The following is a 16,192-nucleotide window of genomic DNA, read 5'->3' as shown; positions in this document are numbered from 1 at the left end:
CGCCAGACGCCGCGGGAGGCCCGACAGACGAGGAACAGCGATGACCGACACCCCCCCGCGCCACCGGCCCAAACTGCGATTGCCCGTCGAATGGCTGGGCATTTTGCCTTTTGTGCTGTTCGCGCTGCTGTTTCTGATCCTGCCGACGATGAAGATCGTGCTGGGCGCCTTCCAGTCCCCCGAAGGCAGTTTTACCCTGCAAAACCTGATCGACCTGAACACCGACTCCATCCGGTCGGCCTATTGGACCTCGATCAAACTGTCGCTGATCACCGCACTTCTGGGCTGCGCCGTGGGCTTTGCCATGGCTGCGGCGGTGGTGTTCGGCGGCTTGCCCAAGGGCATTCGCGGCCCGCTCCTGACCTTTTCGGGGGTGGCATCCAACTTTGCCGGGGTGCCGCTGGCCTTTGCCTTCATCGCCACGCTTGGCCCGGCCGGGCTGGTGACGCTGTGGCTGAAGACCGAATTCGGCATCAACCTGCGCGCGATGGGCTTCAACCTCCTGTCCTTCTGGGGGCTGGTGGTGACCTATCTCTTCTTCCAGATTCCGCTGATGATCCTGATCATCATCCCGGCCCTTGACGGGCTGAAACGCGAATGGCGCGAGGCTGCCGAAGTGCTGGGCGCCACGGCGACGCAATATTGGCGCATGGTGGCGTTTCCGATCCTGTTCCCCTCGCTTCTGGGCACATTCGCGCTCTTGTTCGCCAATTCCTTCGGGGCGGTCGCCACGGCCTTTGCCCTGACCGGGCCGCAGTTGAACATCGTGCCGATCAAGCTGTTTGCCCAGATCCGCGGTGACGTTCTGGGCAATCCGAACCTTGGCTATGCGCTGGCCTTCGGGATGATCGTGATCACCGGGCTGGCCAATGTCACCTATATCGTGCTGCGAACCCGCTCGGAGAGGTGGCTGAAATGACCCGGATTTTTGCCTGGGCGGCGCTGCTGCTGGGCTGCCTCTATTTCCTGTTGCCGCTGGCCGGCATGACCGAGTTCAGCCTGAAGATGCGGCGCGGCGTCTATTCCTTTGACGCCTATATGAAGGTGTTTGAAGACCCGACCTTCTGGGCCACCTTCGGCTATTCTCTCACGCTGGCCGCCGCGACCATCGTGTTCGGTGTTCTGCTCGTGGTGCCGACCGCCTATTGGGTGCGGCTGAAACTGCCGCAGGCCCGCCCGGTGATCGAGTTCATCACCCTTCTGCCGCTGGTCATTCCGGCCATCGTCATCGTCTTCGGCTATATCCGGCTTTACAACACCTCGTCCTTCCTGCCGCTGACCGGCTCGGCCTTCGGCACCGACATCCTTCTGACCATGGGTTATGCCACGCTGGCGCTGCCCTATATGTATCGCGCCGTGGACACGGGCCTTCGCACCATCGACGTGGCCACCCTGACCGAGGCGGCGCAAAGCCTTGGCGCCGGCTGGTTCACCATTCTGGCGCGGATCATCCTGCCCAATGTGCTGGTGGCCGTGCTGTCGGGCGCTTTCCTGACCCTTGCCATCGTCATCGGTGAATTCACCATGGCCGCCCTGCTGAACCGCCCGGCCTTCGGCCCCTTCATGCAGCTTCTGGGGGCCAACCGCGCCTATGAGCCGCCCGCCCTTGCGGTGATCGCCTTTGCCATCACCTGGGCCTGCATGGGGCTGATCCAGCTTGTCACCCGCTTCTCGAAACATGAAAGGGCGAAAGCCTGATGGCCTTTCTGGACCTGACCAACCTTGAAAAGACCTTTGGTTCCAACCGTGTGGTCAAGGATTTCAACCTCGGCATCGAGAAGGGCGAGTTCATCTCGCTGCTTGGCCCCTCGGGCTGCGGCAAGACCACCGTGCTGCGCATGGTGGCGGGGTTCGAGACGCCGACCTCGGGGCAAATCCGCATCGACGGGCAGGATGTGACGGGCCAGCGCCCGAACCAGCGCGCCATCGGCATGATGTTTCAGGCTTATGCGCTGTTTCCCAACATGACCGTGGCCGACAACGTGGCCTTCGGGCTCAGGGTCAAAGGCGTGCCCAAGGACGAACGCAACGCCCGCGTCACCGAGATGCTGCGCCTGATCGGCCTGCCCGACAAGGGGCCCTCCTATCCGTTCCAGCTTTCGGGTGGCCAGCAACAGCGCGTGGCCCTGGCCCGCGCACTGGCGCCGCGCCCCCGCGTTCTCTTGCTGGATGAGCCGCTTTCGGCACTGGATGCCAAGGTGCGGGTCTCTCTGCGCAACGAAATCCGCGACATCCAGCGCGAACTGGGTATCACCACCATCTTCGTGACCCATGATCAGGAAGAGGCGATGTCGGTGTCTGACCGTATCGTGGTGATGAACGGCGGCATCGCCGAACAGGCCGGCGCCCCGTTCGAGATTTACAACAACCCGCGCACCCGCTTTGTTGCGGGTTTCGTCGGCACGCTGAACATGTTCCCGGCCGTGGTCGAGGCGCCCGCGACCGGGGAACTGACTATCGCGGGGCAGGGGCTGCGGATTGGCCGCGATCTGGGCGGCGCAGCCAAGGGCGATACGGTCACCGTGGCGTTGCGCCCCGAGGCGATCCACCTTGGCCGCAGCGAAGGCAGCGACGTGGTGCTGCCCGCCACGATCGACGCGGTGCATTTCCTCGGCTCGGTGATCCGGCTCCGGCTGCGGGTGGCCGATACGGTGGTCGCACTCGACACCTTCAACCGCCCCGACCAGCCGCCACCGCCGCTTGGCAGCCCCACCGAGATCAGCTTCGCCGCCCGCGACGTGATCTTCGTGCCGGGCTGATCCCCGGCCAAGGCCCCGAAACCAGCCCAAAACGGACCGCAACCGCGGTCCGTTTCGTCTTGTGTTAAAGCAGGACAGAATACCGCCCGCAATTCGCAAGGCACAACCAGATGTAGGGGGAGGGGTGGTGCTGCAAGAGGGCCGTGCATTTTTCTATATCCGGATAAATTGGCATATCACCCTGTCGCACGAGAGAATTTTTACTTATCTATTTCAAATGTTTGCTGACAAATTCCGTATCAGATGGTTTCAGGTTGGATCATGTCATGCTAGATTTAGGGGTGGATTGAAAGGTGGATCAGATTGGCCGCGCGTGCTCTGAACAAGTTGACGGCAGTTGAGGTCAGGTCGGTCCCTGCGGGGAAGTACTCCGACGGTGGCGGGCTTTGGCTGTTCAAGCGTGAAGATGGTGGCGGGCAATGGGTGCTGCGGGTCACTGTGCATGGGCGACGGCGCGAGATGGGGCTGGGCGCCCTGTCGTCGGTTTCGCTGAAGGATGCGCGCTTGGCGGCGGCGAAGTGGCGTGCAGTTTCGGCTCAAGATGTTGATCCGATCAAGCAGCGCGAGCGTGAGCGGAGGTTGGCCGCGCGCAACCTGCATGTTCTGCAGGACATTGCGGCAGACGCCTTCGAAAGCCGCAAGGCGGAGCTGAAGGAGGACGGAGAGGCTGGCCGCTGGTTCTCGCCGCTGAAGCTCTATGTCCTGCCAAAACTCGGCCGGGTGCCCGTGTCAGAAATCGATCAGACGGATATCCGTGATGTCCTGGCGCCGATCTGGCATGCCAAAGCCGATACGGCCAAGAAGGCGCTGAACCGCTTGGGGATTTGTCTGAAGCATGCCGCAGCCCTTGGGCTGGATGTTGATCTTCAGGCCGTGGACAAGGCCAAGGCTCTCTTGGGCAAGCAGCGCCACAAGGTGCAGAACGTTCCCTCGCTGCCTTGGGCAGAGGTGCCGGAGTTCTACGCCAGCCTCGTTGATGGCTCGATCACCCATCTGGCGCTGCGGCTGCTGATGCTGACCGGGGTGCGATCGGCTCCGCTGCGGTTCTTGCGGCTGGAGCAGATTGCGGACGATGTCTGGACGATTCCGGGGGACAGGATGAAAGGGCGGCGCGATGCTACGCCCGACTTCCGGGTGCCGCTGTCAAGTGAAGCGCAGCGGATCATCCGGCAGGCGCTGCCATTGGCGCGGGAGGGCTTCCTCTTCCCCAGCCAGCGCAAAGGTGTGATCTCGGATGCCACCATGTCGCGGCTGATGGAGCGGCGGCAGATGGCGGCGCGTCCGCATGGGTTCCGCTCAAGCCTGCGCGACTGGCTGGCAGAAGCGACCGAGGCGCCGCATGAGGTGGCCGAGACCATGCTGGGCCATGCTGTCGGTGGTCTGGTCGAACGGGCTTATCGCCGGACCGATTTCCTTGAACAGCGGCGCGTTCTTCTGGAGCGCTGGGCCGCGCATTTGGCCGGTTCTGGAGGCAATAGATGACACCAGAACCCGAGTGGCTGGGCCTTGTTCGTGCCCAAGACTGGGACGCCCTGTCGGGCCGCATGCTGTCCTATCCGCCGGCCGAACGGGTGGCATTGCTTGAAGCCCTAAAGCGAATTGTTCCGACGACTACAGAGGTCAACGGTACCGAAACACAGACCCGGCACAGGCATCCCGCCGAGTTAGGGACAGACCTGCGGGCGGGCGCTGCGAAGATCCTGCTCCTTGGCGAGTTGGAGGCTTCGGTTCGGGGTGCGCCGGAAGATGCCGGGCAGAACTGGCAAATGCTGCACGTTGACGTCCGCAGTCTTATGGAAGCGCTTGTCGGGGCACCCGAAGTCACGAAGGGGGCTGTCTCTCTCTCGCGCAGACAGCACGCCCGCGATGCGCTTGACCTTCTAGACGAGATCGAACGGAACAGTCAGGCGATGATCCTGCAACTGGACGACGCCGAGGATCGGTGTTGGCTGACCGAGGTGCTTGCGGATATCGCGGGATTGGCCTTGCGCGCCGGAGCAATGGCTCAGGCCGCCCATGGCAAGGTGATCGAGTGCGATGCCGTGCGAGGTGCCAAGGTGATCACTGCCGCCAGACAAGGCGCCGAAAGGACCCGCCAGAATAACTCGGCAAGCAACAGGGAACGGCTGAAACGGATGGAGGAGCTGGTCGAATCTGGCCACAGCACGGCTAGGGCGGCAGAGATTGCGTACCGGGAAGGACTGGGCGTCAGCGCTAATGCAAACCGAAAACTCTGGCAGAGAAGCCGGAAAAAATAGTTGGGACATACCGGCCAATGTCCCAGGTCAAATCATGCATGTCTCGATCAGACTCATTCCGCATGGAGCTGGATCGATGCAAAGCAGACCCTTTCCCCCAAGCCTCGGAGCCATTCCTGAAGCGGGGATAGACCCCCTTCTGACCGTGCGCGAGGCCGCAGCCTTGCTGCAGCTCAGTGTCCCTACCTTTTGGCGTCGGGTGGCTGATCATACCGTGCCGCGCCCGGTCAAACTGGGTGGTTTGTCGCGCTGGCCGCTGTCTGAAATTCTGGCCGTGATCGACAAAGCCAAGGCTGCCCGCGCTTCGGGTTGATCACCGGCGCTGCAAAGAGAGAGTGCGCCCCGCCGGTCCAAACCCTTCTCAGCCGCACCTTCCATGTACCCCGCCCGAGCCCCTCTCGGTCGGGGACGAAACAGTCATGCCCTGCCCGACATCCCAGAGGTCGCACGATGCAACTTTCTCTCCCCCTCGGAAGGCCCGATTTACGGAACCCGCCCTATGGAAAGGCCCCCGCGTCGCTATCTTCGTATGGCCGCCAGGCGCAGCCGCCGAAGGCGACCACCGGCTTGCCGATCGGGACGCAGGCGCGCTTCATCGAGGCCGCCGCCGTCGCTGCCGCGCATGGAGCCGCCCTCAACACCCTTCTAACGGTGCGATGGACCAGTCTCTTCTGCGACGGCGACGTTCATCCGTTGCGGGTGCTTCCGACGCCAGGTCGCATCGGACATCTGGTAGAGCGCCTGCGGAAATGGTTGCGTCGCCAGGGTCTCCCGCTGTTCTACATCTGGGTGCGCGAACATGCCGACACCTCCGGCGAACACTGGCACTTTGGCTGCCATGTGCCACCGCATCTGCATCCGGCATTGACCGGATTCGTGGCGCATCTGACCGGTGAACCGGCTCAGCCGCGAAAGCGGCGCCTGTCTCAGCACAGCGAGGGCGAGTTTGCCTGCAGCGTGCTTGGGTCATGGCATCTGGCCAATGATACCCGACCAAAGCGACGCGGCTATTTCCTCGCGTCCTATCTCGGCAAGGGCGAGCCATCCGGGCTGATCCTGCGCGGACTTGCGGTTCCCAACAATCGCAAGCCAGTCCGCGGCGAGTCCTTCGGCGGCGATCAACCGGACGGGCGCTACGACATCGCCCAAGGCCGGATCGAGGGCAGCCCGTGCCGCAAGGACCGCTTCTACATCGCAAACGAGCTGAAGCGGCGGATTCAGGAGGACAAGGCGGCTCCAGGCGGGCGCAGCAGCAAGCGCATCTGCCCCTCTGCGCGGAGGGCGGCCCAGTAGCACCAGTTGCGAAGTGGCTGCCGGTCCGTCCGGCGCGGATATCTGCCGCTTCCGTTTCTAGGCCGTCAGGAGGATGTAACAATGGGACGTTCATCAAGAAACACTGAGGATATCGCACAGCGCCATGCCGAAGAGATCAGGCGCTGGCTTCGCAGCATATGCCCCCCGTCCCGCGCCTGTCCGGCGGTGCAGAACTTGCACCCCGACTACCGCCCGGTTTGCCACAACTGCGTTGACACCTTCTGCAAAGCCATGCGCGCCCGCGGATTGGCGGATGACGGTCGCGCGCTTCCGGTCCGGCTTCGTCCCTGCTGCGGCGCGAGGACCCGCCGGGGAAGGGCCTGCAGTCGCAAGGTCGTGCCGGGCAGATTCCGCTGCCGCCTGCACGGTGGTCTCTCCACCGGGCCGCGCAGCCTGGCAGGAAAGGCCAGGATCGCGGCCGCCCAGCGCAGGCGATGGGCCAAATGGCGACGGGAGCGTGGCGCATCGGCGCTGCCATAGCCAAGGCGCGCAGGTCAGCCCTGCACAAAGCGTCCGATTTCCGGGGAAATTCCGGCTCACGAGCCTGAAAACCGCCGGTGCGCCCGATCTGCCCGATCAGACCAAAACGCATATGTATGGGGTCTTACACAGATGTTGAGCAATGATGACCAGTTCCGGACTTGCCGATAATCGGGATCACGTGACAGTCAGGTGATAGCGCCCGCACCCTTTGCCCGGGCTGCGTCCGGCATGCAGAATGGTTCCCGCCGCCAGCAACGCCATCACCGCTCCATCCGCTCCCGAAATCACCAGCCGCCCCAGATAGCCTGCCGCATTGTCGCGGCCGTTGCGCGTGGACCAGCTCTCCCAAACCACCGGCTTTAACCCTTTGGTGTCGTAGCGAAGTTGATTGGCGCGATCTCTCCAGGTGCTCAAATCAGGGCAGAAGCGCAGGCCGATCCAGGGGCCGATATCGCGCCCACGCTCGGCCAGCCCGACCAGCACATCGGAAAATCGCGTCCCCAGCGCATCGCGCGGCCCGATCCGCAGCGGAGTGGCAAACTCCAGCACCACGCGGTCGCCGGGGGGCAGGGGGCGGATGCCCTCGGTCCTGGTCCAATCGGCGCGCAACAGCCGCAGCCGGGCGGAAGGCCCGCTGCGATCACGCAGGGCCAGACCCGGCGGCTCGCTCAGCGCGGCGATCAGGGCATCGAAGGCCGCCTGACGCCAGCGCCCGGCAAAGCCGATCAGGGCCAGTGTCACCGACAACCCCGCGGGTCCCTGTGCGGCGGCAAAGCGGTAGGGCGGCGGTGCCCCGCCAAAGCCGGGCGCCGCGGTCTTTTCGGGAAAGAACAGTTCCAGCGCCTGCTCCGCCTCATCCGAACCTTCCGCCGCATGCAGCCGCAGCCGCTGCCCCCAGGCGCCCCGCAGCCGGGCGGGCAGGCCGGGGCCGTCATCCAGCCGCAGATCAGCAGCCCAGAGCGTATCCAGCCGCGTCACGCTGAGCGCCGCAGCCAGCAGGCCGGGTGCTTCGCTTTCGGGATGGGAGGCGTCGGGCAAGCTGAGCATCCGCGCAGAATGCCGCAAGCCGCCGCCACCGGCAAGCAAACGGCAGGGGTGCCGGGCATGGTGGGGCCAGACCCAACGTCGTCCAAGTGACGGACGTGACGTGCCAATCGGCAGGGGTGCCGGGCATGGGGCCAGACGAACTACCAAAACATCGATGAAGCATTCCTCGGTGCCAATCGGCAGGGGTGCCGGGCATGGGGCCAGACTGGGGAAACTCAACCAAGAGAAATTTGAGTGCCAATCGGCTGGGGTGCCGGGCATAGGGCCAGACACAGCCGTACCTTGCAATTCACGATTCATTTCGTGCCAATCGGCAGGGGTGCCGGGCATGGGGCCAGACTGGGGAAACTCAACCAAGAGAAATTTGAGTGCCAATCGGCTGGGGTGCCGGGCATAGGGCCAGACACAGCCGTACCTTGCAATTCACGATTCATTTCGTGCCAATCGGCAGGGGTGCCGGGCATGGGGCCAGACTGGGGAAACTCAACCAAGAGAAATTTGAGTGCCAATCGGCTGGGGTGCCGGGCATAGGGCCAGACACAGCCGTACCTTGCAATTCACGATTCATTTCGTGCCAATCGGCAGGGGTGCCGGGCATAGGGCCAGACTGAGTGACATTCTCAAGCGCGCCGCAGAGGTGCCAATCGGCAGGGGTGCCGGGCGTAGGGCCAGACCTTCTTCTTGCTTGCGGGCCTTTACGGCGTGCCAATCGGCAGGGGTGCCGGGCATAGGGCCAGACCTGACCGTGGATGGGTTATGGGCCGCCTAGTGCCAGTCGGCAGGGGTGCCGGGCATAGGGCCAGACCATCGAGAAGGGCTTGTCGTGGGACGACAAGTGCCAATCGGCAGGGGTGCCGGGCATAGGGCCAGACCCCCGCCGTCCTTGCCGCGCTGCCTGAGGGTGCCAATCGGCAGGGGTGCCGGGCATAGGGCCAGACTGTGCCTCTGGAAGGCATTGGTCAAGGGGTTATTTTGGGGGCATTTTCCACAGGGTCAGAGGTTTTTGTGGGGGTGTCGGCGAGCGATTGTCAGGTAAATCACTTAGAAGTTTGATTTTGAATATTAAAATGAAATCCACAGGGTTCGCCGGCATTTTCGGTCCCGCCACCACGCGGAAAAGACGTCGAAATCCTTGCCCTGCACCGCGAATCCCCGCAGAGTTGCAGCGAAACTTGGTGGGTTGGGTGGTTCAGAATGCAGGCCGCTCCGTTCTGGCTTTGCCTTGAGGGGCAGAATTTCTCGGATTCGATCTTTGACACGCAGGATTTGTCCACCATTCGCGGCGGATCGCTTTTGCTGCGCGATCTGGTGACGCGGGCAGATGACTGGCTGGTCGGCAAGCTCCCCGGCAAGGTCGATCAGGCGACCAAGGGCGGCTCTGTCGGTATTTGGCGTTTGCGGGTCGGGGCAGAGGAGATACCCGGCCTCATGTCGGCCTTGCGCGCTCATCTGGGCGAGGGGCCGTTCCGCCACCTGCGGTATGGTCTGGCCGCTGTGGTGGAAGACTCCCCAAGCTACAGCCGTCAGCGCAACCGTCTGCGCGCCGCGATCCAGCGCCAGCGCCTGTCGCAGTCGCGCGTCGCCTATCCCGAGCCTGGAAAACAAAATGCGGTCTGCGAAGTGGATTTCGTGCGCCCGGTAGCGCAATCGCAGGAGATTGGCCAGGCCCGGAAACTGCGCGTCAGCCAGTCGGTTCATGATCGCCGCCGCCATGGCATGGACAAGAAGCAGAAGCTGATCGCAGAAGAGACTGCACTGACAGATCCGGTGACTGGCCAGAGCAAGAGTCTGTTGTCCAAGACTGCCGAGGACTGGCTGAAGTCGCAGTCGGGCGTGACGCGGCCCTTTGCGATGCAGACCAGTTCGATTTCCGACCATGCCGCCCGGCCCGAAGGGCTGAAGACGACGCTGGCGGACAAGATCTGTGTCATCACGCTGGACGGCAATGGCTTTGGCAAGGTGCAGGACGAAGCGCTGACAAAAAGCGACACGCTGGAGGCGCAGCAGGTTTTCGACAACACCGTTGCAGGGTTGCGCGCCAGGATTATCGCCGCTGTCTTCTCCGAAGTGATCAGAAGGAAAGGCTATGGCAAGCCGTCGCCCGACGAGGAGCGGGTGCGGCAAGACATCCGTGATTCTGCCGATCAGGTGGCGCGGTTCGAGTTGCTGCTCTGGGGCGGCGACGAGATCATGTTCATCGTGCCCGCCCGGCTGGGCTGGCCGGTGCTGGAGATCGTCGGTAGAACGGCGAAGAATCTGGACCTGCTTGGCGAGCCTGTGTCGTTCTCAATCGGTGCCGTCTTCTGCCACCATGACGCGCCCATCGCCCGGATCAAGAAACTGGCCGATGATCTGGCCGGTCATATCAAGGGCCTCAAGCCCGAGGGCGTTGACGGCGAGGACCGCAAGGGCCGCGACGGCAAGGCTGAGACGCTGGCCATGGTCGAGGTGCTGGAATCTTTCGATCACATCGGAACGAATCTGACGTCCCATCTGGCCCGCGCCGTCCCCAAGCCGACCGGCGATCCCCTGTCCAAGGCTGAGCGAGAGGCCTTCCGCGCCCTCGATCTTGAGGAACTGCAAAGCCTGCGGCGGGCCGCCGAGGCGCTTGCAGCAGGCAGGGGCGGCCATGTGTCGCGTGGACGGCTGCGGCAGGTCGCGCAGGCCCTGCATTCGGGCCGTGCGCCGGGCGCCTCTTACCGTGACGAAAGGTGGGTCGAACTGGTCAGCGCGGCGCAGAAGGACCTCAGAGGCGACGCCAAGGCGGCGTTGAAGGGTGAGCGGGCCTTTTCGCAGGACCGCTTCTTTGCCCTACTGGAAGCCTATTGGGACTATCTGGTGCCCGAGCGGCAGGCGGCTGACCGGGTAGGGCTCGCACCCGAGACGGAGCCCGACACGGAGGTCACCCGATGATTACCCGGCTACCTGTGACAATCACGATCACAGCGCCCTATGCCACACGGGCTTATGTGACTGGTGATTTCGGTATTGACCTGCCGTTGGCGCGCGATGCCCGCAAACGGCTGATCCTGCCGGGCAGTCATGTGCTGGGCAAGCTCGTTGAAGCCACGCGCGAACTGACCGAGCTGCTGCCGGGTCGGGAGGGCGACGGCTACAGGGAGGATATGGAAAGGCTGCATGCCGCCAGTTCGCAGACCTCCGATGACGACAGGAAAGCGGGTGCCGACAGGACGACCGGGCGCGAGGCCCGCCGCAACCTCGGTGCCTCTGATTTCGTACTTGCCAAATCCTCCGAGGGCGAGAACCGCGCCCGGACCCGGATTGCCCGTGATAATGTTACCGGGACGGTCGCCGAAGGCATGATGCAGGTGATCGAACAACCTTTCGCGGCGGGCGAGGAACTTGCGTTCAAGGGCGAGTTGCGGATGATCGGCGCACTGGACAAAACGCAGATCGCCCGGGTCACCCGCGCCCTACAGTTTGTCACCCAGTTCGGCGGGATGCGGACGGTCGGCTTCGGCGTGGCCGCCAAGATAGACGTGGGCAAGCCAGAAGTCCTGCCGGCCGCTGCAAGGCTGCCCAAGGACTGCCGGAGGCTGCAGCTGCGCCTGTGCTTCAAGGATGCGTTTTGCGCAGGTGAGGCGCGCAATACCGCCAACACCTATGTCTCGGCAGGCTATGTGCCCGGCGGCGTAGTCAAGGGCGCAATCGCCCGGCAGGTTATGGCAGCGGCGGGATTGTCGGGAGTGCTTGAGCCCGCGATCAGGGAGAAACTGCCGAAGGAATTGCAGCCACTCGCCGCCGGGTTCGAGGCCTTGGTCATCCGTCATGCTGTGCCGGTGGCGCAGGGCAGTGCTGACCGCGGCCGTCCCCTGCCAGACTCGCTCGCTGCAGTCGAAGAGGGCGACAAGATCTTAATTGTTGACCTTGCCGGGCTTGAACAGCCTCAGGAAGCCTGCCTGATCGGCGGTAAGATGCCCTTGGGTCGTTTTGACTGGAAGGACAAGCACTACGGCGCCTGCAATGCCTTGTTTCCCGAGGTGGAAAAACCGGCAACGGAACTGCGCGTGCGCACCCAAATCGACCGGGAGTATCGCGCGGCAAAGGCCAATCGGCTGTTCGGCGTCGAGTATACGCTTGTCCACAAGCATGATTTCCTTGCCGAGATCGAAGTGCCCGGCAGGATGGCCGACGCCTTGGCGCACGCGCTTCAGGATGGCCTTGGCGGCATCGGTCGCGGCGGAGCCTATGCCGAGGCGACACTTACAGACATAAGCACCGCTCCTCCCCAGCGTCCCGATCCCGCTAATGGCCGCGTGATCGTCACGCTGGCAAGCCTTGCCCTTCTGCGCACACCTAGAAGCGGCACTGACCTCCGGCGGGCCTATGAGGCCGCGTTCCGCGAGATCGGCCTGCCTGCGGGTTGGTCCCTTACGGCCGCTTTCGCACAGGAACGGCTTGCCGGTGGCGCCTTCTTCCTAAATCGTTTGAATGATAAGTCGTCCTATCGGCCTTGGCTGCTGAGCGAGTCGGGCGCAACCTTCGTGTTTGACCGCACGTCTGGCCAAGCGTCTCTTCCGGATGTGTGGTTCGACCGGGGGCTGCCGGTTCCACCCTCGGTCCTTGAGTTCCACGGGCTGACGGATGTGCCGGACCTCTGGCGCTATTGTCCATATCTGCCGGAAAACGGCTATGGCGAAGTGACCTTGCCTGCCCGGTTGACAGATGGCAGGGCATCTCATGTTGCGCTGGCACCTGAGGATGTCGAGGTGATCGCTCTGTTTGGTGAGGTGGCAGGATGACGCCCCAGAGATGGATCATCAAAGGCAAGTTGAAGGTCATCAGCCCGCTGAGCATTCGCACAGGCTTTGACGAGACCGATCCTCCGGCACCGCAGAAGCGGGAGGCCGCGAGTGTCGAACCCAACGCCCCGCCTGATGCCTTGCCGGAGGGGCAGTTTGCTCCGGTCGTCGGTATCGAGATGGACCACGAGGGGCGGCCCTATGTCCCGGCGACCGCCCTCAAGGGCCTGCTTCGCGCGCGGGCCGCGGCCAGTCTGTCTGTGACCGAAAAAGAGGCGCTGTTCCGGCTTCTGGGGGATCAGCCGGAACCGGGGCGCGATACGAATGACACGGCCGCATCGATCGGCTTTGGCGGTCATGCCGAGTTCCGCAACTCCATGCTGAACCATGACCCGAACAATGGATATCGGCCCGCCATCCGTGGCCGGACGGCTCTGCACGAGGGCAGCCTTACGGCGGAGGATGGTCAGTTGCGGCAGGACAGGATCGTCGCTCCGGGTGCGACATTCAGTGTCAAGGTCGTCTTCTGCCGGGCAACCGAGGCGGAGGTGGCGCTGTTTCTGGGCCTGCTTGCCCTGATCGATGGCAATGACGCCTCAAGCGCGCTGGGCTCGGGCACGTCGCAGGGGGACGGGAGAGTCGAGTGGTTGGCCGATGACATCTGGCGATTTGGTCAGGCCGAGGCGAAGGAATGGCAGTTCCGCGGTGCAAACAAGACCTGGGAGGATTTTGCGACAAAGGCTAAAGTGGTCCCGGTAAAGGTGACGCGCCTGCCCGACCAGCGCGTCACCTTGCTGTTCACCTTGGCGATCGAGGGGCATTTCCTTGTCGGCGCCGCTGAAGTGGTGAAAAATGCCGAAGGCACATCCGTGCTGCGCAAACGGCCCCTGCGGCTGCATGGCCGGGACGACACCACCGCGCGCCTGCCCGGCTCGGGCCTTGATGGCGCCCTGCGCGCTCAGGCGAAGCGCATCTACCGTACCATCTCGCAGGATTTCAGCCGTTGGGGCGACGATGATACCGAATTGCCCGACAGCTTTGCCTCGCTGTTTGGCTCGGCAAGGGCGGGGTCGTTGCTGGAATGCGAAGAGTTCAAATGCAGTCCTTGCACGCTGGTCGAACAGGAGTTCGTGGCGATTGACCGGCTGTCCGGCGGCGGGGCGGATGAGAGGAAATTCAGCATGCGCGCCTTTGAGTCTCCCCGGCTTGAGGGGCGAATTCATCTGGTGCTGGGGCGCCGGACCGAAACGGCACTGACCGGCAAACGGTCCATGAATGCAGAATGCAGCGTCACACCCGCAGCTATCGGCTTGCTTGCCCTGACGCTGAAAGATCTCGGCTGCGGCGACATCCCGCTCGGCGCGGCGACCCGCAAGGGCTACGGCGGTGTGCGGGAGCTGGTCTTCGGCAACGGCGGCTGGATGGACCTGCTGAAGCATCTGGGCGATGAGGTTCTGCGTCTGTCAGAGACCGTCACGTCCCTGAAGCCCTTCCGTGCCTGTCTGACCGGCCGCCAGGTGATCGAGACAGCGGTAGGACTGCTGCACGAAGAGGCAAGAACCTGGAAGGCCGGGCGGCCGATCCCCGAGGAGGCACAGGCATGAGCGAATTCCGCAACGCCTATCATTTCGTTCCGCGCCGACCACCCAGCAACACGGACAAGCGCGCGCTGCCCGAGAAACAGTCCGACTACGGCCTTGGCCCTAAGCGCATCGCGGACGGCCACGCCGCCTATGCGCCGGGCACCCATTCCGGACGCATCACCTGCCGCATCACGCTGGAATGCGAGACGGTGATCGGTGCGAAACGGCATAGTGGTGAGGGGCAGAACCGGTATTCGCAGGTCGAGCCCTTCCTGTTCGGCGGCCGCCCCGCGATACCGGCCTCCAGCCTTAAGGGCGTGCTGTCCTCGATCGCCGAAAGCGTTTCGCGAGCGCCATATCGGGTGCTGTCGGACGAGATGCTGACCGTGGCCTGGAGTGAGAGGGATGCTGCGAAGAACTGGCAACGCTTCCGGCACTATCCGGGCAATCCTGGCTTCCCGCTGACCCATGTGCACGACCACGTGCCTGCGGACAGCCGCCCCCTGACCATCCATTCCGATAAGGCCAAATCACTCCGGCCAACGCGCAGTGAAATCAATCCGGTTGAGGCCATGTTCGGCTTCATCCGTGATATGGCAAATAAAGGACCTAAGGCCGCGCATCCCACGGACAAGGTGGCGAAGGCCACCCCGGTCTCTGCTGCGGGCAAGCTCCGGTTCAGCCATGCCGTCCCCTCGGGCGACTTCGCGCAGGCAAGGCTTTCCAGCTTCTTTCTCGATGTCGAGGAGAAACTGCGCATCCCGGCGGTGGCGAACTACGCGCCCAATGGTCTCCACCTGATCGGCCTGAAGGAACAGGCACAGCCGATGAAGCGGCCGAAGCGCACGAAGAAAGAACATGGGCCGGACCCGAAAATCTATGCCGATCTGCGGTCAGCCACGCCCAACTTCTACTTTGTTCGCGAAGGGCAGCCAGACAGCTTCATTGACAGGAAGGCCTTTGCCAGTAGTCCCGGAGACTACGCCATTCAGGGGACCAAGTTCTATCTGCACCATCCTGACACTGCGGCTGAGCCGTGGAAGACGGCCGATGATCGCAAGTCCCACAAGGATCTGGAGCGCAAGGCCGCAGTGCCACTGCTCAAAACTGGCGTGACCTTCGACTTCCACGTCGATTTCGACAATCTCTCGGACCACGAACTGAACATCCTGTGCTATTCGCTGCGGCCGTCCGAGCAGTTCCGCCACAAGATCGGGCTGGGCAAGGCGCTGGGGCTGGGGTCGATCAGGATTGATCCCCTGTCGCTAGTGCTGGTGGATCGGGTGGCGCGCTATGCGGCGAAGGCGGTCTTTGCGGAAGACGACCGCAAGGCCGCAGCGGATGGCACCGGGCGCGAGCTGTTCGACCGGCACTTTGCGGCTCATTCCGGCTGGCTGGAGAATGAGGACGAGCCCGCCAAGCGCGCGCTGCTGGCGATTGGTGAGACCCACCAGTTCGGCGACGGACCGCACAGGGCGGGCAGCGACGTGCCGGTGCTGCCTGTTCCGCTGACGGAAGAAAAGTTCGATGTGCGTGGAAAGACAGTGCAGGCTGTAGGTGCCGAAACCGACAGTTTCGCATGGTTTGTCAGGAACGATACGGGGACAAAGGAAACAGGCTGGAAGGCCTGGCGACAGCGGCTGAGGCCGATCAGCGAGGATGACTTTGTCCCGGTGCTGACGACAGATGGGACCGCGCCAAAGACCTGGCGTCCGGCCCGTGCAGCCTCTGCAATGCGCGAGATATCTGGAGTAGTTGCGCAGCCTGATGAGATGCGGGGTAAGCTTAAGTTCTGGCAGCCGCATCCCAAGACGGGGAATGCTCCTTTTGCAATGATTGTCCCCGATGGTGGAGGGGCGGACCGCTATGTTGACGCAGACCAGTGTCGCGCTATCGGGCTGGACAAGGCCAGCAAGGGCCGCGCGGTCCTCTTTACGCCAGGCAAGGGCAACAGGGTAAATTCCATTAAGCTGTCCTGACCCGCT

General features: G+C 63.4%; 13 protein-coding genes. 12 read left to right on the top strand and 1 reads right to left on the bottom strand.

Annotated features, from left to right (window positions below):
• Positions 1–40 precede the first annotated feature (40 nt).
• From HS053_RS08630 to HS053_RS22590, 8 genes are all read left to right on the top strand, one after another.
• Positions 41–919: an ABC transporter permease gene (locus HS053_RS08630; RefSeq protein WP_174210814.1), complete on the top strand. Its 879-nt coding sequence runs from the start codon at positions 41–43 to the stop codon at positions 917–919.
• The gene (locus tag HS053_RS08625; RefSeq protein ID WP_174210813.1) at positions 916–1,698 is read left to right on the top strand and encodes an ABC transporter permease; all 783 of its coding nucleotides are present in this window, start codon (positions 916–918) and stop codon (positions 1,696–1,698) included. The genes HS053_RS08630 and HS053_RS08625 overlap by 4 nt, the downstream gene beginning before the upstream one ends.
• Positions 1,698–2,759: an ABC transporter ATP-binding protein gene (locus HS053_RS08620; protein WP_174210812.1), complete on the top strand. Its 1,062-nt coding sequence runs from the start codon at positions 1,698–1,700 to the stop codon at positions 2,757–2,759. Before HS053_RS08625 ends, HS053_RS08620 begins: the two co-directional genes overlap by 1 nt.
• Before the next feature lie 303 nt (positions 2,760–3,062).
• On the top strand, positions 3,063–4,241 hold the full coding sequence (locus tag HS053_RS08615) for a tyrosine-type recombinase/integrase (protein ID WP_174210811.1): 1,179 nt from the start codon (positions 3,063–3,065) through the stop codon (positions 4,239–4,241).
• Complete coding sequence (locus HS053_RS08610) at positions 4,238–5,017, top strand: hypothetical protein (RefSeq protein WP_174210810.1); 780 nt, start codon at positions 4,238–4,240, stop codon at positions 5,015–5,017. Before HS053_RS08615 ends, HS053_RS08610 begins: the two co-directional genes overlap by 4 nt.
• 199 nt (positions 5,018–5,216) lie before the next feature.
• Positions 5,217–5,330, top strand: a complete 114-nt coding sequence (locus HS053_RS22635; RefSeq protein WP_458358887.1) for a helix-turn-helix transcriptional regulator — start codon at positions 5,217–5,219, stop codon at positions 5,328–5,330.
• Between the two features lie 137 nt (positions 5,331–5,467).
• The gene (locus tag HS053_RS08600) at positions 5,468–6,310 is read left to right on the top strand and encodes a hypothetical protein (RefSeq protein WP_174210808.1); all 843 of its coding nucleotides are present in this window, start codon (positions 5,468–5,470) and stop codon (positions 6,308–6,310) included.
• Between the two features lie 81 nt (positions 6,311–6,391).
• Positions 6,392–6,811 carry an HGGxSTG domain-containing protein gene (locus tag HS053_RS22590; protein WP_347233310.1) on the top strand — a complete coding sequence of 140 codons (420 nt, stop codon included), beginning with the start codon at positions 6,392–6,394 and terminating at the stop codon, positions 6,809–6,811.
• A 177-nt stretch (positions 6,812–6,988) separates the two neighbouring features.
• On the opposite strand, the gene HS053_RS08590 is transcribed toward HS053_RS22590, so the two are convergent.
• Positions 6,989–7,861 (bottom strand): hypothetical protein, encoded by an 873-nt coding sequence (locus HS053_RS08590; protein WP_174210807.1) that lies wholly within the window; start codon positions 7,859–7,861, stop codon positions 6,989–6,991.
• Between the two features lie 1,194 nt (positions 7,862–9,055).
• Here HS053_RS08590 and HS053_RS08585 point away from each other — a divergent pair.
• The 4 genes from HS053_RS08585 to HS053_RS08570 are packed head-to-tail and all read left to right on the top strand — an operon-like array spanning position 9,056 to position 16,186.
• Entirely contained in the window at positions 9,056–10,774 is a 1,719-nt protein-coding gene (locus HS053_RS08585) for a hypothetical protein (protein WP_174210806.1), read from the top strand.
• 14 nt (positions 10,775–10,788) lie between these two features.
• Positions 10,789–12,624 carry a hypothetical protein gene (locus HS053_RS08580; protein WP_174210805.1) on the top strand — a complete coding sequence of 612 codons (1,836 nt, stop codon included), beginning with the start codon at positions 10,789–10,791 and terminating at the stop codon, positions 12,622–12,624.
• A complete protein-coding gene (locus tag HS053_RS08575) occupies positions 12,621–14,228 on the top strand; it encodes an RAMP superfamily CRISPR-associated protein (RefSeq protein ID WP_174210804.1) in 1,608 nt (535 codons plus the stop codon). Before HS053_RS08580 ends, HS053_RS08575 begins: the two co-directional genes overlap by 4 nt.
• A complete protein-coding gene (locus tag HS053_RS08570; RefSeq protein ID WP_174210803.1) occupies positions 14,225–16,186 on the top strand; it encodes an RAMP superfamily CRISPR-associated protein in 1,962 nt (653 codons plus the stop codon). The genes HS053_RS08575 and HS053_RS08570 overlap by 4 nt, the downstream gene beginning before the upstream one ends.
• The last annotated feature ends 6 nt before the right edge of the window (positions 16,187–16,192 follow it).

Source organism: Tabrizicola fusiformis (assembly GCF_013328815.1).
Lineage (GTDB): Bacteria > Pseudomonadota > Alphaproteobacteria > Rhodobacterales > Rhodobacteraceae > Fuscibacter.
Note: the sequence above shows the minus strand (reverse complement) of the source record. Positions and strands in the feature narration are given on the sequence as shown.